Annotated in this window: 18 protein-coding genes and 1 pseudogene; 15 read left to right on the top strand and 4 right to left on the bottom strand. The window is 41.0% G+C overall.

What is annotated here, in order from left to right; translation table 11 throughout:
* Positions 1-81: 81 nt before the first annotated feature.
* Positions 82-318 carry an acyl carrier protein gene (locus AC1EK4_RS06450; protein ID WP_036899954.1) on the bottom strand — a complete coding sequence of 79 codons (237 nt, stop codon included), beginning with the start codon at positions 316-318 and terminating at the stop codon, positions 82-84.
* A 241-nt stretch (positions 319-559) separates the two neighbouring features.
* On the opposite strand from AC1EK4_RS06450, the gene AC1EK4_RS06455 reads away from it, so the two are divergent.
* The 3 genes from AC1EK4_RS06455 (at position 560) to AC1EK4_RS06465 (ending at position 4,103) form a co-directional block, all read left to right on the top strand.
* Positions 560-2,332, top strand: coding sequence for an alpha-1,3-galactosidase-related protein (locus AC1EK4_RS06455; protein ID WP_480357472.1), 1,773 nt, complete (start codon positions 560-562; stop codon positions 2,330-2,332).
* A 92-nt stretch (positions 2,333-2,424) separates the two neighbouring features.
* Positions 2,425-3,030 (top strand): DUF4254 domain-containing protein, encoded by a 606-nt coding sequence (locus AC1EK4_RS06460; protein WP_036899950.1) that lies wholly within the window; start codon positions 2,425-2,427, stop codon positions 3,028-3,030.
* Positions 3,027-4,103 (top strand): glycosyltransferase family 9 protein, encoded by a 1,077-nt coding sequence (locus tag AC1EK4_RS06465; protein WP_052052992.1) that lies wholly within the window; start codon positions 3,027-3,029, stop codon positions 4,101-4,103. Before AC1EK4_RS06460 ends, AC1EK4_RS06465 begins: the two co-directional genes overlap by 4 nt.
* Before the next feature lie 471 nt (positions 4,104-4,574).
* Here AC1EK4_RS06465 and AC1EK4_RS06470 read toward each other — a convergent pair whose 3' ends face one another.
* A complete protein-coding gene (locus tag AC1EK4_RS06470) occupies positions 4,575-6,122 on the bottom strand; it encodes an L-lactate permease (protein WP_480357473.1) in 1,548 nt (515 codons plus the stop codon).
* A 141-nt stretch (positions 6,123-6,263) separates the two neighbouring features.
* Between AC1EK4_RS06470 and AC1EK4_RS06475 the strand changes: the two are divergent.
* From AC1EK4_RS06475 to AC1EK4_RS06515, 9 genes and pseudogenes are all read left to right on the top strand, one after another.
* A pseudogene (locus AC1EK4_RS06475) lies at positions 6,264-6,684 on the top strand (site-specific integrase); the annotation flags it as partial.
* Positions 6,685-6,800: 116 nt separating this feature from the next.
* Positions 6,801-7,004: a helix-turn-helix transcriptional regulator gene (locus AC1EK4_RS06480; protein ID WP_006949100.1), complete on the top strand. Its 204-nt coding sequence runs from the start codon at positions 6,801-6,803 to the stop codon at positions 7,002-7,004.
* Positions 7,005-7,091: 87 nt separating this feature from the next.
* Complete coding sequence (locus AC1EK4_RS06485) at positions 7,092-7,919, top strand: GIY-YIG nuclease family protein (protein WP_480357474.1); 828 nt, start codon at positions 7,092-7,094, stop codon at positions 7,917-7,919.
* Between the two features lie 15 nt (positions 7,920-7,934).
* Positions 7,935-8,417, top strand: a complete 483-nt coding sequence (locus tag AC1EK4_RS06490; RefSeq protein ID WP_480357476.1) for a hypothetical protein — start codon at positions 7,935-7,937, stop codon at positions 8,415-8,417.
* Positions 8,418-8,516: 99 nt separating this feature from the next.
* Positions 8,517-8,660: a hypothetical protein gene (locus AC1EK4_RS06495; protein WP_156958402.1), complete on the top strand. Its 144-nt coding sequence runs from the start codon at positions 8,517-8,519 to the stop codon at positions 8,658-8,660.
* Positions 8,661-8,674: 14 nt separating this feature from the next.
* Positions 8,675-11,386, top strand: coding sequence for a DEAD/DEAH box helicase family protein (locus tag AC1EK4_RS06500; RefSeq protein ID WP_480357478.1), 2,712 nt, complete (start codon positions 8,675-8,677; stop codon positions 11,384-11,386).
* A 3-nt stretch (positions 11,387-11,389) separates the two neighbouring features.
* Positions 11,390-12,811 carry a type I restriction-modification system subunit M gene (locus AC1EK4_RS06505; protein ID WP_480357481.1) on the top strand — a complete coding sequence of 474 codons (1,422 nt, stop codon included), beginning with the start codon at positions 11,390-11,392 and terminating at the stop codon, positions 12,809-12,811.
* 5 nt (positions 12,812-12,816) lie between these two features.
* Positions 12,817-13,977, top strand: a complete 1,161-nt coding sequence (locus AC1EK4_RS06510; RefSeq protein ID WP_480357483.1) for a PDDEXK nuclease domain-containing protein — start codon at positions 12,817-12,819, stop codon at positions 13,975-13,977.
* A gap of 11 nt (positions 13,978-13,988) precedes the next feature.
* On the top strand, positions 13,989-15,374 hold the full coding sequence (locus AC1EK4_RS06515) for a restriction endonuclease subunit S (RefSeq protein WP_480357484.1): 1,386 nt from the start codon (positions 13,989-13,991) through the stop codon (positions 15,372-15,374).
* Here the strand turns inward: AC1EK4_RS06515 and AC1EK4_RS06520 are convergent.
* Positions 15,369-15,890, bottom strand: coding sequence for a restriction endonuclease subunit S (locus tag AC1EK4_RS06520; RefSeq protein ID WP_371563633.1), 522 nt, complete (start codon positions 15,888-15,890; stop codon positions 15,369-15,371). The genes AC1EK4_RS06515 and AC1EK4_RS06520 overlap by 6 nt on opposite strands.
* A gap of 63 nt (positions 15,891-15,953) precedes the next feature.
* On the opposite strand from AC1EK4_RS06520, the gene AC1EK4_RS06525 reads away from it, so the two are divergent.
* On the top strand, positions 15,954-16,757 hold the full coding sequence (locus tag AC1EK4_RS06525) for a tyrosine-type recombinase/integrase (RefSeq protein WP_480357486.1): 804 nt from the start codon (positions 15,954-15,956) through the stop codon (positions 16,755-16,757).
* A 27-nt stretch (positions 16,758-16,784) separates the two neighbouring features.
* On the opposite strand, the gene AC1EK4_RS06530 is transcribed toward AC1EK4_RS06525, so the two are convergent.
* Positions 16,785-18,005, bottom strand: coding sequence for a restriction endonuclease subunit S (locus AC1EK4_RS06530; RefSeq protein WP_480357488.1), 1,221 nt, complete (start codon positions 18,003-18,005; stop codon positions 16,785-16,787).
* Between the two features lie 271 nt (positions 18,006-18,276).
* On the opposite strand from AC1EK4_RS06530, the gene AC1EK4_RS06535 reads away from it, so the two are divergent.
* Both AC1EK4_RS06535 and AC1EK4_RS06540 read left to right on the top strand, forming a co-directional pair.
* Positions 18,277-18,474 carry a hypothetical protein gene (locus AC1EK4_RS06535; RefSeq protein WP_480357489.1) on the top strand — a complete coding sequence of 66 codons (198 nt, stop codon included), beginning with the start codon at positions 18,277-18,279 and terminating at the stop codon, positions 18,472-18,474.
* A 29-nt stretch (positions 18,475-18,503) separates the two neighbouring features.
* A complete protein-coding gene (locus AC1EK4_RS06540) occupies positions 18,504-18,680 on the top strand; it encodes a hypothetical protein (protein ID WP_232223197.1) in 177 nt (58 codons plus the stop codon).
* The last annotated feature ends 210 nt before the right edge of the window (positions 18,681-18,890 follow it).

Raw genomic sequence — 18,890 nt, forward strand, 5'->3', positions numbered from 1 at the left:
TTCCGTCTCTATGCACACAATAAGGTACTAAGAGATGTGGAAAGCTTCCGCCAACCATAAACACTCAACTACGAAACGTTATTATTTAGCGTTCTGCTCAATGTAGTTGATAGCGTCACCAACAGTCTGGATGGTTTCTGCTTTATCGTCGGGAATTGAAATACCAAATTCCTTCTCGAATTCCATAATCAGCTCTACAGTATCCAATGAATCTGCGCCGAGGTCGTTTGTAAAGCTTGCTTCAGGCTTAACTTCAGCCTCATCAACACCAAGTTTGTCTACGATAATAGCCTTTACTTTGCTTTCAATTTCTGACATAATACTCTAAATTTAAATTGTTTATAAATAATTCTCATTATAAAATCGGCTGCAAAGAAACGAATTTATTTTCAGTCTGACAAGTTTTTTATTCAAAAAAGCGCTCATTCTTGCACACACTAGTAGTGATTGTGCATATAAATAGCTATTTAATGCGTAAATTCCCTATTATCAGACAGTTTGATATGTTTTATGAAAAACATATACTAATTTTGCAAGTATAACTAAATCTATATTTATAATGAAAAGACTCATTCTGTCATGTGCCGTTAGTATGTTTGCTATCATATCACATGCAGCCAATATTACAATTGATTTGGCGCACTATGGCTTGTCTTCCGACACTACCATCAACGCCTCCATAGCTTTCAGTAGAGCCATGAAAGCAGTGCAAAAAGCAGCTATTAAAGGCAATCAAATAACTGTAAAAGTGCCGCGCGGACGCTATCATTTCTATCCCGATGGGGCTACGGTACGTGAGTACTACGTCTCCAATCACGACCAATTGAATCCTCGTGCGGTGGGCATCTGCATGGAGCGATTGCGCAATGTGACTTTCGACGGTGGCGGTTCCGATTTCATCTTCCATGGCCGTATGTTGCCCCTGAGTCTTGTGGGAGCAGAGAACTGCACGCTCCGTGGTTTCCGTGTAGACCACGCCAACCCACATATAGCCCAAGCAACCATTGTCAGCAACGACACAGTGAGCCACGAAATCGTTTATCAACTGTCACCCGAAGTGAATTATACACTTTCTCACGACACACTATATACCAATGGGCAGGGATGGAAATATCTCCTGAATTCGGCTATTGCGTTCGACCCCAAGACTCATCACATGGTCTATCGCACTAGCGACATAGGCATCCGTGTGACCGGAGTAAGCGCTTTGCCCGATAGAAAATTTCTTGCTCGTGGATGGAACGATGCCCGCTTGAAGCCCGGAACCGTGCTCGCCATGCGTTCATGGACACGTCCTGCACCGGCCATCTTCCTCTATGAGTGCAAGAATACGAAGCTCGAAGACATCACCATATATTATATGGAAGGCATGGGAGTGCTGGCTCAGTTGTGCCATAACGTATCGCTCGATGGATTCAACGTCTCCCCTCGTCCCGGTACCCACCGCTATTTCACTACACAGGCCGATGCTTCCCACTTTGTTAATTGCAGTGGCGAGATTGTCAGCAGGCATGGTTTGTACGAGAGTATGATGGATGATGCCATTAATATCCATGGTGTTTACCTCAAAATGACAAAACGATTGGACGATCATACTATCCGCGCCCGCTTCATGCACGACCAAGCTTATGGTTACAAATGGGGCTATGTGGGCGACACGGTGCAGTTTATCGCCTCCCGAACCATGGAACATATCCCCGGAACCAATGTCATAAAGAAGATTAAGGCAATTGACAAACCCATCGACAAAGGTGTTAAAGAGTATGAGATAACATTCGTTCAGCCCTTGGCAGCAGATATTGATGAGCGCAACAGCATCGGTGTAGAAGACTTGACACTGACACCTACCGTACAATTCGACCACAATGTAGTGCGTAACAACCGTGCTCGCGGCTGTCTGTTCTCCACTCCTCGTCGTGTGGTTTGCGAGGATAATTTCTTCGACCACACCTCCGGAACGGCCATATTACTCTGTGGCGACTGCAACGGATGGTACGAATCGGGGGCTTGTCGCGATGTAACCATTCGCCATAATGTCTTTGTCAATGCCCTCACCAATATGTTCCAATTCACTGAAGGCGTTATCTCCATCGACCCGGAAATACCAGAATTCAGCAAGCAGAAACGATACTTCCACAGCGGTATCAAGATTCTGGACAACGTGTTCGAGACCTTCGATGCTCCATTGTTGTACGCTAAATCGGTCGACGGCATCACAATGCGTGGCAATCGAGTGCTACATAACAATGCCTATCCGGCTTTCCACCACAATCGGAAAGCCGTAACCTTGGAGAATGTTGCCCGCTATCAAAGCGATATAGACGAGAAATAAGGCTGTTTGCCCGCAAATCTAGCGGGCAAACATTTGTATTCTCAAATAAAATTTCTATTTTTGCAAGAAGTTAAACACATACCTGAACAAGAATGACATTCACACAACTCTGCAACGAGATTTTCAACAAAGCTATCCAAGACTATCATGTCAAGGACTGTATCGACACGCCGATTAGCAATCCCTATCATCGTGATAGCATTGAAAACCGACTTTATTTGAAATGCTGGATTGACACTGTGCAATGGCATTTCGAAGACATTATCCGCGATCCGCACATCAATCCGCTCGAAGCATTGGCGTTGAAGCGTCGCATCGATACCAGCAATCAAGACCGTACCGACTTGGTAGAGCAGATTGACTCGTATTTCCGACAGAAATATTCCGACGTGAAAGTGTTGCCCGATGCACGTATCAACACCGAGAGTCCGGCTTGGGCGGTCGACCGTTTGTCTATCCTTGCACTGAAAATCTATCACATGCGCGAGCAGACGGAGCGTACCGATGCCGGAGATGAGCACAAGGCAGCATGCCAAAATAAGTTGCAAGTGCTGCTCGAACAGCAAAAAGACCTTTCTACAGCCATTGATCAATTGTTGGAAGACATCGAGGCCGGTCGCAAATACATGAAGGTTTACCGACAAATGAAGATGTACAACGACCCTTCAACCAATCCTGTGCTCTACGCCAAAAAGTGAAAAACGAACACTTGCTCATTATCCGTTTCTCGGCCATGGGCGATGTTGCTATGGCCGTTCCGGTGGTATATGCCCTTGCCACCCAATATCCTCATTTGAGAATCACGGTTCTCAGTAAGCCTTTTGCTCGCGCTTTTTTTGAGCAACTGGCACCCAACGTCGGGTTCATGGAAGCCGACTTGAAGACTGAATACAATGGAGTCAAGGGATTGAATGCACTCTATCGCCGACTTGTTGCCAAGAATTTCACGGCCATCGCCGACTTTCACGACATTATTAGGTCCAAGTATCTGCGCATGCGGTTTAATATCGGCAATTATCGCGTGGCTCATATCGACAAGCACCGTGCCGGTAAACGCCGGCTTGTCGATGCTGATAATAAGGTACTTGTACAGCAACCTACTTCTTTCCAAAACTATGCCGACGTGCTAGCCCAATTGGGCTATCCCGTTAAACCAAACTTTTGTTCCATCTATCCGCCCGAAGGCGCACCGCTCCGACTGCTTCCTGCGACCATTGGGGAGAAACGTCCGTTCCAACAGTGGATAGGTATTGCTCCCTTTGCTGCCCACGTGGGGAAGATATATCCCGTGGAGTTGATGGAACAAGTCATCGTTCAACTCATCCATTTGCATCCCTCTTGTCGCATCTTCTTGTTTGGTGGTGGGGGCAACGAGCGTCAAATACTCGACCAATGGGTCGAGCGTTACACCAATTGTATTAATGCTTCGGCACTTGCCGGAGGCTTGTCCAACGAACTTATCATCATGAGTCGGCTTGACGTCATGGTGAGTATGGACAGTGCCAATATGCATCTAGCCTCGTTGGTAGCTTGCCCTGTGGTGAGCATTTGGGGTGCCACACATCCCTACGCTGGCTTTATGGGGTGGAACCAGTGTGCCGACAATACCGTGCAAGTGAATCTTTCATGTCGTCCATGTAGCATTTATGGCAACAAACCCTGCATGCGTGGCGACTGGGCTTGTCTCCATGACATCACACCCGAAAGCATTGTGGAACGTGTAGAAGCCAATCTGACGGCTACCGAGAAACTCATCAAGTCCGTTTTTTAGCTATTCCTATAAATGAATTGGCATTATAGGGTAAATGCCAATCGCTCGGTATGAGCAAGAATAAGCCTTATATTTCTGTGTGTAGAGATGGTATGAGTACCATTTACCCTATCGTTAGCCCCAACCCAAACCCTCCCAAAAAGGAGGGAAATTATATAGAGTTAATGAGTTATTGAGTGAATTTGTTAGTTCATGAGGGCTAAGTTTATGAGTTCTTTGTTCTCCCTCCCCTTTTGGGGAACCCTCGGTCATCGACCGAGTAGTCGCTGTCGGCGTAGCCGGTGCGACGGAAAGCGAGGGAGGTAATGGCTGGGATGGGGCTGTAGGTGATTGAGATGAGGTTGCTGCCAAGCTTCCCCAGCGATGCTGTCTAGCCCATTCAGTAATGCTGCAGTGGCTAGGCAGCAATGTTGCCTCACCCCTGCAGCAAGCCTATGAGTTTTGAAGTGAATAGCGTTATGGGCTGTTATATTATACAGCCAATAGTACCATGAGTCCGCCAATGACGATGTATCCGATGGCATAAGGCAATGCTGCACGCAGAATCTCGCCATCGCGACCTTGCATATTACATGCCGCTGTGGCAATGGCAATACTCTGCGGCGAAATCATCTTACCGCCTGTGGCACCCGTGGTATTGGCTGCAACGAGCCAATTAGGATCACTGTAATCCAATTGATGGGCTACGTTGGCCTGTAATTTGGCAAAAAGGATGTTGGAAGAAGTATCGCTACCCGTGACGAATGTGCCGATAGCACCGATGAGCGGAGCAAAGAATGGGTATAATTGTCCTGTGACTGCTGCCAAAGCCGAGGCGATGACAACTATCATACCCGCGTAGTTCATCACCGAAGCGATAGATACCAAACTGATAATCGTGATAACGGTCTTGCGCAAGTTGACTGTTGTTTTGGCCAAAATCACAAGGAGTTGGCGAGGCGACAAACCTTGGATGAGTCCGCCAATCACCGTACCGAGCAATAACATAAGGCCGGCATTGCTAATCCAACCGAAATTGAATGTAGTTCCTGCCGTATAGATGGGCAGGGCTACGTGGCTTACCAAATGCGATTTCAAGAAGCCGTTGATGGCAGGGAACAATGGCCCGGAGAGTAAGATAAACAAGAGGATGAAGAGATAGACGCTCCATGCGCGGAATGTTTGGGCGAGCGTGTAATGTTTTACTGTGCTCTTATCCTTCTTCGGAGCAAATAGTTTAGAATAAATGACAAGAGCTATGATGGCTGCCACACTGCCTATGATGGCTGGAGTCTCGGCTCCTAGGAACATGGAAACGACATACTGCGTGAGTAATGATACCCCACCTACCCACAACGAGAGCAGCAGGTTGCGTACAATAGCGCTGTGGCTGCGATTGGTAAGGGTGAGGATGATAAACGGAAGAATAATGAAGAGGGGGGAGAGCTGTACCACACAGTAGGTCGCAACCTCGCGTATGAGTTCGGGAGCTGCCGCTCCGCCCAGCGCCACCTCGTTGCAAAGGGTGATGACAGGCACACCTACGGCACCAAAACCGGTGGGTACTGTATTGGCTATCAATGCCACCAAAGCCGAGAAAATAGGCTTATAGCCGAGTGAGATAAGAATAGCTGCCGGAATAGCTACGGCCGTTCCGAAGCCGGCCATACCTTCCAAGAGTCCGCCAAATCCCCATACCAGCATGAGCACCGTGACGCCGTCGTCGTCGGAGAACGATGTGAATTGATTCTTGATGACCTCTATCTCCTTGCTTTCCACCAGCACGTTATAGCTGAATATAGCCATTAAGATGATGATCAGGATGGGGAATACGGCTTTGAGAATACCCTCGACAACAGCCCACCCCACGCCCATTGTCGTGAAATTTTGCGGTGCGAACCCCATAGTGGGGGCTACCCAAAGAGCTAACGCAATGGTAACAAGGAGAGTAATAAATGCACTTTGGTGCCCTGCCATCTTCAATCCCAACATCAAGACGAAGAGCAGTACAATCGGAATAATAGCGATAATAGCAGCCATAAGTTGTATAATATGTAAAAACAGCAGGTTAATAATTAGATTATCATAAAACACCCTCAAAGTTATTACATTCTTATTGAATTATCGCATATCGAGTGTTAAAACATGAATTTTATTCCCTAGATTCGCCATGAATTGATGCTGAAAGACCTAACCTATAAAAATATCGACTACACCAACCACCTTTTGAAGTTTGAGCAGAATAAGACCAAAGGACATTCTGCCAATAATGGGGTCGTTATCCCTTTGAATGATGGTTTGCTCATATTGGCTTGGTGAAGCACCGGATGATTTGAATACTTCTCTTTTCAATCTCCCTTCCTATGAAAATTACAGTAAGTCGGTGAAGCGATGGGTAAAGCGTGCAGGAATCAATAAGCACATCAGCTGGCATTGTGCCCGCCACTCCTTTGCCGTGAACATCCTGAATAATGGTGCCAATATCAAGACCGTTGCAAGCCTATTGGGGCATAGCGGATTGAAGCATACCGAGAAATATACTCGTGCTGTGGATAAGTTGAAATCGGAAGCTATCAATAGTTTGCCAGAATTGAAGTTGTAATCAGAAAAATGAATTGAAAAACATTTTTTTGATTAGATGCGACCATCTTTTTGCTCAAAATACATACATCCTAAGAAATAATGAGTAATTTTATGGCGTAATCAAGTTGCATAAGTATGGAACGCAAGAAAATAAACCGTCTAAAAGTGGTTCTCGCCGAAAAAGGAATGACCAATAAACAACTGGCAGAAATCTTGGATAAAGATCCTACAGTTATATCAAAATGGGTAACAAATGTTGCCCAACCCAATGTAGAAATGTTCATTCAGTTGGCAAAGATATTGGGAGTGAGAGTTGATGATTTGTTGTGGACAGAATAAGGTATAATGATAGGGTGGTAAAATTATTATCTACTTCTCATAAAAGGGTGTAAGGATAAGAGTATTTTAAAGAATAAAAAGGTAAGTATGGGAAAAACGGTAACAACATATTTGATAGATGCTGATCCAAAAGGAACACAATATGTGTTTATCAGCAATAAAATTTGTCAGATGTATGTAATTCCACGTTCAAATCTTTCAATCTTGAATGAACGGACAGAATTGCAGACGCCGGCTTTTTACATTCTATTGGGTGAAGACGAAGAGACGAAACCAAAAGCATATATTGGGGAGACAGAGAACTTTCGTGAACGGGTGAGAGACCACGATAGCAAGAAGGCGTTTTGGCAAAAAGCCTTGTTGTTTATTTCTAAAGATGCAGCAATGACTAAAGCTGATGTGCAATACTTGGAGCATAAAGCGATAGTGGAGGCGAAGGTTTCAAACTCTTTTGTGCTAAATGAAAACAAGCAGACACCTAAAGCTCCTAATCTTCCAGAATATAGAAAGGACGATATGGATGAGTTTTTCGAGGACGTGAAGTTCCTGACTTCGTTCATAGGTTGCAATATTTTTGATATTGCGCAGCCTAAAGAGGAACATCTTTTCTTTACCAAAGGGCGTGGCTGTAACGCAAAAGGGTTTTATCATAGTAAAGGTTTCACAGTGTTGAAAGGAAGTACTATAGTGAGTTCTTCTGTTCCGTCTTTTAAATGGAAAAATAAGCGTGAAAAGATGTTGAGCGAATATACGCACTCTTCTAATGGGAAATTAGAATTGAGTTCAGATACAACTTTTAATAGTCCAAGCACTGCTGCCGATTTCTGTATAGGAAGTAGTAATAATGGTTGGCTTGTTTGGAAAGATAAAGATGGAAACACTTTGAATTCGGTGTATAGAAAACAATTAGAATAAAACAAAGATATCGAAATGGATATGAATGTAATATTAGGGCTTATAAGTATAGTGGTTACTTTAATGTGCGCTTACTTAGGTGCTTTGCTTCATCGTAAAACTGAGAGAATAAAAATTATGGAAGGGCAACTGTCTGAAAAAAGATACTCTGCCTATGCGAAACTTTATGATTTCTTCTATGAAATGTTTAAAAACACGAAGGATAATAGGAATGTTAGCAACAAAGATATGCGTAATAAGCTTCTTGATGCAAAGAAAGAGTTAATTATGTATGGGACAGATGACGTAGTTTTCGCTTTGAACAATTATTTAAGTTCTTTTACGGAGGCAAGTACCTATAAGCAACTGGATAGCTTTTTGGATGTTATGGTGTTAATTAGAAAAGATATGTGTGGAAAAACAAAGATAGATAGGGATGCTATCTTGTTAAATATAATGCAAGACAAGAAGGAACTACAAAAATTTAAAGCCATGGAATTAAATAATTCTGAATTATAGATTATCTTTGAAGTCGCAGTGATAAAATTTTATTAAAGCTTTCTTTTTTGTTTCACTTAATCTATCAAGATATTTTTAAGCATCTTATAATCGGACAGTATGACAATACAAGAAATAACAACCCGCAAGGAAGACCAGACTTTTGATTGCAAAAGCATTCAAATTGATCCTAAAGCATTGGCTATTACCACCGTTGCATTTGCAAAAATCATTTCTATAACTTCCGATAATATGTATTTATAAGAACCGTAGAAAATATGAACCCAGAAGAAAAGGCACGAGTTATCATTGACAGAATGTTTGAAGAAGCAGGCTGGAAAGTCGTTGATAGAGATAAGTATGCTCCAAATATGACGGCTGTGGCTATCAGGGAAGGATTGATGGTTGGCAATAGGGAAGCCGATTATTTATTGTTTCTTAACGGCAAAGCAGTAGGAGTATTGGAAGCTAAGCGCATTGAAACAGATATAAATTCTGATATTGTGCAAGAACAAGCTCGCTTATATACCCGTAGTTGTCCTAAGTGGTGCCAAGCATGGTTTCCTAATACACCTTTACCCCTTGCCTATGTTGCTAATAGTAGAGACCTGATGTTTTATGATACTCGAAAGAGTAATTCTGAATTTGAGTATTGTAAGAAAATTCATACTCCCAAAGAAGTTAAAAAGTTATTAGGCTTGGAAGATGATTATGTTGGCTTGCCCACATTGAGCCCTAAAGGATTGCGCGCGTGTCAATATGAGGCAATCACTCAATTAGAGCAATCGTTTCGTAATGGTGAAAATCGTGCTTTGATGGTTTTAGCAACAGGTGCGGGGAAGACTTATACTGCTTGTTTGGCATCCTATCGCATGTTAGCTTTCACGCCAATGAAGCGCATCTTATTTTTGGTGGATAGGAATAATTTGGGCAAGCAGGCTGAAACCGAATTTGGTACATTCCGTTTAACAGAGAATGGCGATCCATTCAATACTATTTTTACGGTTAATCGCTTGAAGTCTTCAATTGTACCAACGGATAGCAATGTGGTAATATCCACTATACAACGACTTTTTTCATTGTTAAAGGGTGACGAAATTACCGATAATGATGAGGACGATGAAGAAATAGAAGATAAAGAAATAATACTCCCAGAGAATCCTAATCTTCCTTCAGATTTCTTTGATATGATAATTATTGATGAGTGCCACCGTTCTATTTATGGTAATTGGCAGAAAGTCCTAAATTATTTCTCAAAAGCAAAGTTGATAGGATTAACAGCAACACCTGTTCCTGAGACGAAGGCTTTCTTCAATGGCAATATCATCGTAAACTATACGCTGGAGAAGTCTATCGTTGATGGCGTAAATGTCGATTGTCGTGTTTATCGTATCAAAACGCAAGCAACAGAGAATGGCGGTGCTATTCTCGAAGGCGATAAAGTAAAAAGAGAAACATGCTATACGGGGCAAGTTCAGACTATTAACAACCAAGAAACAAAAAATTATACTCGTGAGGAACTTAACCGTAGTATCATCAACCCTGCACAGATTAAGCTGATATTGGAAACCTATCGTGATGCGGTATATACTGAAATATTTACTGAACCGCAGCGAGAACCCAATATGGATTATCTGCCCAAGACACTTATATTTGCACTCAATGAAAATCATGCAACTAATATCGTGCAAATAGCAAAAGAAGTGTTTGGACACAATGATAATCGTTTCGTACAAAAAATCACCTATTCGGCAGGTGATAGCAATGAGCTGATACGCCAGTTCCGTAATGATAAAGATTTTCGTATCGCCGTAACTTGCACATTGGTGGCAACAGGTACTGACATTAAACCCCTTGAAGTGGTAATGTTTATGCGTGATGTGGCATCAGAACCGTTATATATTCAGATGAAAGGACGAGGCGTACGTACCATAGGCGATGAGCAACTACGAAATGTAACGCCCAACGCTTACAGTAAGGATTGCTTCTTCTTGGTGGATGCTATTGGAGTTACCGAACACGAGAAAGTTATAACTTCACCATCTGAGGGAGCAACCTCCAAACTAATGTCCTTGAAAGAACTTTTGGAGAAAATAACGCATGGTAATGTAAATGATAACAATTTGAGATTATTAGCAAGTCGCTTATCTCGTATCAGTCATAAATGTGAAGAAACAGACCGTGAAAAATTTCTTGGTTTGGCTCATCAAAGCATGATGGATATTGCATCTGACATCTTTGCAGCATTTGAAAACGACTTGCTTCCCGAGTATATTGATGTCAATGCGCCAAACTTAGAGCGCAAAGCCTTAGTGCGTAATATTGCAAATCACCCAGACGCACGAGAATTCCTGTTGATACTTAATGCAGGTTTTATTGAGACCTTGATGCCAGGCGAGGACACGCTAATATCAAAGGGATTCTCACAAGAAGAAGCCCAAACCACCACTTCGGCTTTTGAAGCCTATTGTGAGGAGCATAAAGACGAAATAGAAGCATTGCGCATCATCTACAACAACCAAGGCGAGCCACTCACATACACCATACTGAAGGACTTGGAGAACAAATTGAAGTTTGCAAGTAGTAAATTCAACACTTCGTTGCTTTGGAACTCCTACGCTATCATCAATCCCCAAATGGTAAAACATAGTTCTACAAAAGAGGAAAAAGAAGCTCTTACAAACATTATCCAGTTAGTGCGTTATGCTTTTCACCTGATAGAAAGGCTCGAAAGTTTATACCCATCTGCCAGCCAAAGGTTTAATCTTTGGTGTGGACAAAACCAACGACCTCTTACAGAAGAACAGATTGGAGTGATGCAACAAGTATTTAGCTATATTGCATCGAATGGGTATTGCACAATTACAGAGATTAAAGACAATGATAAGACACAAGCGGCGCAACTTATCCGTGCCTTTGGTGGGAAAAATATAGCAAACGAAGCTTTGGCTTCATTATCACAATTTATCATTTACAGAAAAATAGCTTAACAAATGGCAACAAATATATCAACAGAGCAAACACTTACCAAAAAGGTTTGGAATTTAGCGACCACACTATCAGGACAGGGTATTGGCTACACCGACTATGTTACTCAACTTACCTATCTTCTCTTTCTCAAAATGGATGCGGAGAATGAGGAATTGTTTGAGGATATATCTTCTATTCCTGAAGGCTATCGTTGGCGTAATCTGATAGAACTTGATGGTTTAGACTTGATAGAGCAATATGAGAAGACACTGAAAATTCTTAGCGAGCAAGACAATCTGATAGGTACAATCTTTACTAAGGCACAAAATAAGATTGATAAGCCTGTTTATCTTAAGAAGGTGATTTCAATGATAGACGAAGAGCAGTGGCTTGTTATGGATGGCGATGTAAAAGGTGCTATCTATGAAGGAATCTTGGAGAAGAATGGTCAAGATAAGAAAAGTGGTGCAGGGCAGTATTTTACGCCTCGTCCTCTTATCCAGGCAATGGTAGATTGTATCAAACCCAAGATTGGCGAAACCGTTTGCGATCCGGCATGTGGCACAGGAGGTTTCTTGTTGGCTGCATACGATAGTATGAAACAGCAATCACAAGATAAGGACAAACGTGAATTCTTAAATAATAAGGCACTTCATGGCATTGATAACACTCCATTAGTTGTAACTTTGGCTTCGATGAACCTATATTTGCATGGCATTGGGACAGACCGTAGCCCTATTGCGTGCGAAGATAGTTTAGAAAAAGAGCCTGAAACTTTGGTAGATGTAATTCTTGCCAATCCTCCTTTTGGGACACGCCCCGCTGGTTCGGTGGACATCAATCGTCCCGATTTCTATGTAGAGACTAAAAACAATCAGCTCAATTTCTTGCAACACATGATGTTGATGCTGAGAACAGGTGGGCGTGCTGCAGTGGTACTTCCTGACAATGTGCTGTTTGAAGGTGGTGCAGGCGAAACAATCCGCAAGAAGCTATTGAGCGACTTCAATTTGCACACCATTTTACGCTTGCCCACTGGCATTTTCTATGCACAAGGCGTTAAAGCCAACGTGTTGTTCTTCACGAAAGGACAACCAACAAAGGATATTTGGTTCTATGATTATCGCACAGATGTGAAGCATACATTGGCAACAAATAAGTTGCAACGTCATCATCTTGATGATTTTGTAGCCTGCTACAATGCTAATCCTCGTGCCGAAACTTATAACGAAGATACTGCTCGTGATGGTAGATGGCGCAAATATACGGTAGAGGACATTATGGCTCGCGACAAAACAAGTCTTGATATTACATGGATAAAGGCTGGTGGAGAGGAAGAACAGTTTACATTAGATGAGCTAATGACAAATATCACAACTCAAGCCGCCAACATCAGTAAGGCTGTTGCTGAATTGCAAAAGTTAATGAGGGGAATTAAAGAGTAAACGGAATGGATAGCAACATTATATTAAGTCAAGAGCAGCAGTTTGATGAGGTAATCAATATCATTTTGCAGCATCAGAGCCGTGCTTCAAGAGCGGTGAACGAAGAAACGCTGCTTATGGCTTGGAATGTGGGTGGTTATGTTTCCCATAAATTAAAATCAGAAGAATGGGGTAGCAAAGTTGTTATTCAACTTTCTGAATATATCCGTACCAAACAACCAAAGCTGAAAGGGTATAGTAGAAGTAGCATATACAATATGGTACTATTCTACGAGGAATACTCCTCTGAAAGATTTTTATCCACGGCATCACAATACTTATCTAAAGAATTTGTCCAGCCAAAAACTGCACAAATTAATAATCCCTCCCTAGCACAGACAAACCAAGGTACAACTGTTTTTCCTATGCAAATTGTCCAGCCAAGAATTGGACAATTTCCCAAACTACTCACACTAACCACTTTAACGAATCATATAGAGATATTATGTCGTTGTAAAAGTAGTGAAGAACGGTTGTTCTATATTCTGTATGCTCACAAAGAGCATTTGGTAAAAAGAGAGCTTCAGCGTAGCATTACCAACCAGACCTACACAACATTGTTAGGCGATAAAAAGAATATGTCGAAAGGCTTATTGCAAACTTATCCTAATGCTCCTGTTGTATTTAAGGACACTTTGTTTGTTGATTTCCTCGGATTACCTCAAAAACATAGTGAAACAAAACTTAAGAAAGGGCTGATAGAACACATGAAGCAATTTATCCTTGAGTTGGGTAAAGATTTTATCTTTATGGATCAAGAGTATAATCTCAATGTGGGCGCATCAACTTTCAAAGCAGACTTATTGTTCTTCCATCGTGGGTTACAAGCACTTGTTGCGGTAGAACTAAAAAAGACAAAGTTTCATCCTTGTGATCTCGGACAGTTGGAATTTTATCTCGAAGCCCTTGATCGTGATGTAAAGCGTAGCAACGAAAACCCTTCTATTGGCATTCTGTTATGTCCTGATGCAGATAAAATGGTGGTAGAATACGCGATGAGCCGTAGTATGAGTCCAACTTTGATAACAGAATACAAACGTATTCTTATTCCGCAAGAGCGTATGCAAGAGCAGCTCAATGAATATTGCAACCTATTCTTGGAAGAGAAACACAATGCAAATGATTAATTTGGTAGATAATGGACACAAAGAAATTAAGACAAAAGATATTAGACCTTGCCATTCACGGCAAGCTTGTACCTCAAGACCCTAATGATGAGCCAGCATCAGTTCTTCTTGAGCGCATCCGTGCTGAAAAAGAACGCTTAATCTCAGAAGGAAAGATAAAGCGCAGTCGAAAGACCGTGAAAACTTCCGATACGCACCATTATGAGCAGGATGTGCCGTTTGAGGTGCCACGGGGGTGGGTGTGGACAACATTGCCTGAACTTTGTATTATTCCAATAACTGATGGTACTCACCAGACGCCTACTTATACAGATAAAGAGCAAGGCGTTCCTTTTATTTCATCAAAAGATGTTACAAGTCAAAAAATAAATTGGAGCAACATAAAATATATAACAAGAGAACTACATGAGGTATTATACAAACGAGTAGCTCCTCAAAAAGATGATATTTTATTAGCGAAAAATGGAACAACTGGAGTTGCTGCAATTGTAGAAGATTCACGAGTCTTTGATATTTATGTAACACTAGCAGTCATACGCCCAAGCAAAAATGTATGCCCACAATACTTACATCAAGTTATAAATAGTGATTTCTGTAAAGAACAATTTAACAGCCATTTAACAGGTATAGGATTACCCAATTTACACTTAGTAGATATAAAGAAAACAGTAATACCTTTACCCCCTCTCGCAGAGCAACTCCGAATAATTAAAGAGATTGAGCGATGGTTTGCTTTGATTGATGCAATTGAGCAGGGCAAGGAAAATTTGGAAACATCAATCAAACAAGCCAAGGGCAAAATCCTCGACCTCGCTATCCATGGCAAACTCGTGCCACAAGACCCGAGCGATGAGCCGGCATCAGAACTACTCAAACGCATCAATCCCAAGGCACAAATCACTTGTGATAACGAGCATTATGCGCAGTTGCCAAAAGGATGGAGTGTAATATCAATGCAAGATGTTTGTAAACTAAAAGATGGAATAAAGCTGAACAGTACTCCTTTGGTAAATTTGGATGTAAAGTATTTAAGAGGGACTTCGGCTGGAAAAGTCATTGATAGAGGTAAGTTTGTAACAGCTAATTCCTATATGATTTTAGTAGATGGTGAGAATTCAGGTGAAGTATTTAGAACCCCGATAGATGGCTATCAAGGAAGTACATTTAAGCAGTTAGATATAGACCAAAATGTCAATGAGAAATATATTCTCAATGTAATAAACCTACATCGAAAGGTATTAAGAGAGAATAAAGTGGGGTCTGCAATACCTCACTTGAATAAAAAGCTATTCAAGGCTATTGCCGTCCCTTTGCCACCATATAATGAGCAGATAAGAATAGTAGAAGCGATTAAATCGACATTCAACTTACTTGATGCAGTCAAGGAGAACTTATAAGTTCTCCTTGACTGCATCTAAGGCATTAAATAGGTTGTCTATTGCTACAACAATTCGTGCTTGTTCTTCTTTGGGAGGCAAAGGTATTTTGATGTGTTCCATCTTTGATTTATTTACTATAGAAATAGTTACAGCAGATGACTTTTCCATCAAACTATTTTGGAAATAAGTTGATGTACACAAATGATATAAATAGTCTGGGAAAATAGCTAATGAGGGAATTGCTGTGTTTATTTGCTGGTTTGTAGTGCCTTCTTGCTCGATATAGCCGACTTTTCCGATACTCCCTATACAGCATATTGCAATAGAGTTCGGCGGTATAATCCTGGAGACGTCTCGACCTTTAGTTGTTAGGTATTCCGATGCCGTATTTGTATGTCTACCAGCATCTAAATCTGAAGGTTTATAAAGAGGAAAATTCCCTCCATAATAAGAAAGGTTAGACTTGCTGGGAGTTGAACCTGTTACTATTTTTGCTACGTCCATAAGCTCACAAATACTCCATCCTTTTGGCAACTGCGCATAATGCTCGATATACTTTATTATATTGTTACTTTATTCATTATAAATCAATGTAATATGGTAACAACATTTCAGAAACATCTTGCCAAGACCAACTTGGCACCAAACACCATTGTATCGTATGTGTGGACAGTAAACTACTTCTTTGAACATTACAAAGAAGTGAACAAAAAGAATCTTTTAGCATACAAAGGATTTCTTGTAGAGAATTTTAAGCCCCAAACGGTCAATCTACGCTTGCAAGCTATTAACAAATTCTTGGAGTACTCAAAGCAAGACAAACTAAAAGTGAAGTTTGTTAAGGTACAGCAAAAGAACTTCTTGGAAAATGTGATAAGTGATGCCGACTACAAGTTCTTGAAGACCAAGCTAAAGGCTGATGGCTTTGATGAGTGGTACTTCACAATATGGTTTATGGCAGCAACGGGTGCACGTGTTAGTGAATTGCTGCAAATTAAAGCAGAGCATGTACAAGTAGGGTATCTCGATCTTTATAGTAAAGGTGGCAAGATAAGGCGTTTATATATTCCTAAGAATTTACGGACAGAAGCAAACAAGTGGATTAAAGAGAGGGGATTAAGTTCGGGGTATATATTCCTCAATCGTTTTGGCAATCGAATCACAACACGTGGTATTGCCCAACAGCTCAAACATTTTGCTGAAAAGTATGGCATCAATCGTGATGTGGTTTATCCACATTCTTTCCGCCACCGCTTTGCAAAGAATTTCCTTGACCGTTTCAACGACCTTGCGCTATTAGCCGACCTTATGGGACATGAAAGCATAGAGACCACTCGCATCTATCTGAGAAGAACTGCGAGCGAGCAACAAAAGATAGTGGATAAAGTGGTGAATTGGTAATCGCTTTGCAGGCATAACCCGATAAGACTATGCTTGCAAAGCTTTTTCTATACAATCAAGTAATGAAAACAATTCTTCTATTTTCTGAACAATGCGCTTTTGTTCGGCGATGGGAGGAAGAGGAACAAATAAAGAGTTAATGACTTTGCCACTTATATTAGGCTGCGCTCCCCCATATGCTAATTCTAAAATTTTATTTTTTTGAGAAAAGAGGAAATAATTTCTATACTTGTCAAAAAGCAAATTAGAATCCACAATCTTAATATTACCAACGCGCTGATTTAAATAAGCAACATATTTTTGATTATATATGCCCATTTTCCCAGTTGTTGCACCAGACATTGCTATCAGTAAATCCCCACTATGAACGATATATTTTTCTTCATATCCTTCATTTATAAAGACACAAGAAGATAGTGAAATTTCATTGTCTTTGATGTTTGATATTCTAATCAATGGCGTTCCTTTTGCTTTATATTGGTCGCTACTGAATGCAAAGCCATTCTCAAGCATACAAACATCTCCAAGATTACATAAACACCAATTATAGGGTAACTTCCTACTATGCTCGTTATCACAAGTGATTTGTGCCTTGGGATTGATGCGTTTGAGTAGTTCTGATGCCGGCTCATCGCTCGGGTCTTGTGGCACGAGTTTGCCATGGATAGCGAGGTCGAGGATTTTGCCCTTGGCTTGTTTGATTGATGTTTCCAAATTTTCCTTGCCCTGCTCAATTGCATCAATCAAAGTAAACCATCGCTCTATTTCAGCAACAATACGATGCTGTTCAGCAAGTGGAGGAAGAGGTAAAGGGAAAGAAACTATTTTCTCTTTGGATATATTTGGCTGCGCCCCTCCACCACCGATAGACACGAACGTTTCACGATTTGCTAATAAATAATAGAAAAGAAACATTTGATTAATCTTGTAATCAATACATGCACAACAAGCTTGATTAGTAGTTGCTGGGTAAGTTAAGATTCCAACTTTTCCGATAGTGGCTCCATACATTGCAATTAACACACTACCAGAGGGATTTAATCTCACAGAAGTTTCTTCAAGTGCTTTCTCTGTTATTTTTTCAGGAATTTCAGTAATAAGGCCGTCATTCAAATCTCCTGTTTTGAGCCAAGGTATTGTACCCTCATAATATTCTTTTTGCATTCTACTTGGAGTTGCTCCTGACTGCCAGTTTCCAATCTCTCCCAACGTTGTCCACACCCACCCCTTCGACACCTCAAACGGCACATCCTGCTCATAATGGTGCGTATAAGAAGAATTAAGCTGTTATCTGTTTTCTCTGGTATGTAATAAGAGAGAAAGGTATGAGTTCGCCAATAAAGAGGGAAAATACCCACAAACAGTCAAGGGGTGAAAAGGTTCTTTATCCAACTGGCTATCAATAAAAATGCAACTGTAAATGCCACTGTAAATGCCGAAAATGCCACTGTAAGTCTCAGTAATTGATAAAAATATCCCTCTTGATGGTTTCATTTTGAAGATTACAGTGCTAAGGGTTATGTCAGAGCAAGAAAAGTCTGTGAAAGAGAATGTAGATAAGGTAACTGATACTCTCTCGAAAGTATCTAAAAAGGTTACTGATGAGCAGGCAAAGGTATCTGATAGGGTTACTGAAAAACAAACTAAGGTTACTGATAAGCGAGAGATGATAGTAGAAAAAGCAGTGGCTAAAGCATTAGAAATGGTGATAAATTAACGCAAAATCGTATTACCATTTTGCAGCTAATGACAGAAAATCCCTATATAACCAAGATGGAACTTGCTTCTGCTGTTGGTATTAGTGCGACTTCTATTATGCGTAATATCGAATATATGCGTAATAAGTACCAAAAGCCAAAGAAGGGAAGGAAACAAAATAAAAGGGAAGAGCTGTCGTTAATTAAATATAAAACTAAGAGCTGAAAAATTACAACAGTACACCTTTCTCATTGTTTTGTTACAAAGTACACTTTTAGTACGCTTTAAGAAAGAAAAATCCCTTGTAAATCAATAATTTACAAGGGATTTGTGGTACCCAGACCCGCATTTGAAATATTAAATATGGGAACATTAAATTAATTTTATTAAACCTTACAATTAAATATAAATCACTTGTAATCAATAAAATAAAGA

Source organism: Prevotella sp. C0026C3, from assembly GCF_056590795.1.

Coding starts and splice junctions, on each gene's coding strand:
- AC1EK4_RS06450 (WP_036899954.1), bottom strand. CDS start 318: ATGTCAGAAATTGAAAGCAAAGTAAAGGCTATTATCGTAGACAAACTT.
- AC1EK4_RS06455 (WP_480357472.1), top strand. CDS start 560: ATGAAAAGACTCATTCTGTCATGTGCCGTTAGTATGTTTGCTATCATA.
- AC1EK4_RS06460 (WP_036899950.1), top strand. CDS start 2,425: ATGACATTCACACAACTCTGCAACGAGATTTTCAACAAAGCTATCCAA.
- AC1EK4_RS06470 (WP_480357473.1), bottom strand. CDS start 6,122: ATGGCTGCTATTATCGCTATTATTCCGATTGTACTGCTCTTCGTCTTG.
- AC1EK4_RS06480 (WP_006949100.1), top strand. CDS start 6,801: ATGGAACGCAAGAAAATAAACCGTCTAAAAGTGGTTCTCGCCGAAAAA.
- AC1EK4_RS06485 (WP_480357474.1), top strand. CDS start 7,092: ATGGGAAAAACGGTAACAACATATTTGATAGATGCTGATCCAAAAGGA.
- AC1EK4_RS06490 (WP_480357476.1), top strand. CDS start 7,935: ATGGATATGAATGTAATATTAGGGCTTATAAGTATAGTGGTTACTTTA.
- AC1EK4_RS06495 (WP_156958402.1), top strand. CDS start 8,517: ATGACAATACAAGAAATAACAACCCGCAAGGAAGACCAGACTTTTGAT.
- AC1EK4_RS06500 (WP_480357478.1), top strand. CDS start 8,675: ATGAACCCAGAAGAAAAGGCACGAGTTATCATTGACAGAATGTTTGAA.
- AC1EK4_RS06505 (WP_480357481.1), top strand. CDS start 11,390: ATGGCAACAAATATATCAACAGAGCAAACACTTACCAAAAAGGTTTGG.
- AC1EK4_RS06510 (WP_480357483.1), top strand. CDS start 12,817: ATGGATAGCAACATTATATTAAGTCAAGAGCAGCAGTTTGATGAGGTA.
- AC1EK4_RS06515 (WP_480357484.1), top strand. CDS start 13,989: ATGGACACAAAGAAATTAAGACAAAAGATATTAGACCTTGCCATTCAC.
- AC1EK4_RS06525 (WP_480357486.1), top strand. CDS start 15,954: ATGGTAACAACATTTCAGAAACATCTTGCCAAGACCAACTTGGCACCA.
- AC1EK4_RS06535 (WP_480357489.1), top strand. CDS start 18,277: ATGTCAGAGCAAGAAAAGTCTGTGAAAGAGAATGTAGATAAGGTAACT.
- AC1EK4_RS06540 (WP_232223197.1), top strand. CDS start 18,504: ATGACAGAAAATCCCTATATAACCAAGATGGAACTTGCTTCTGCTGTT.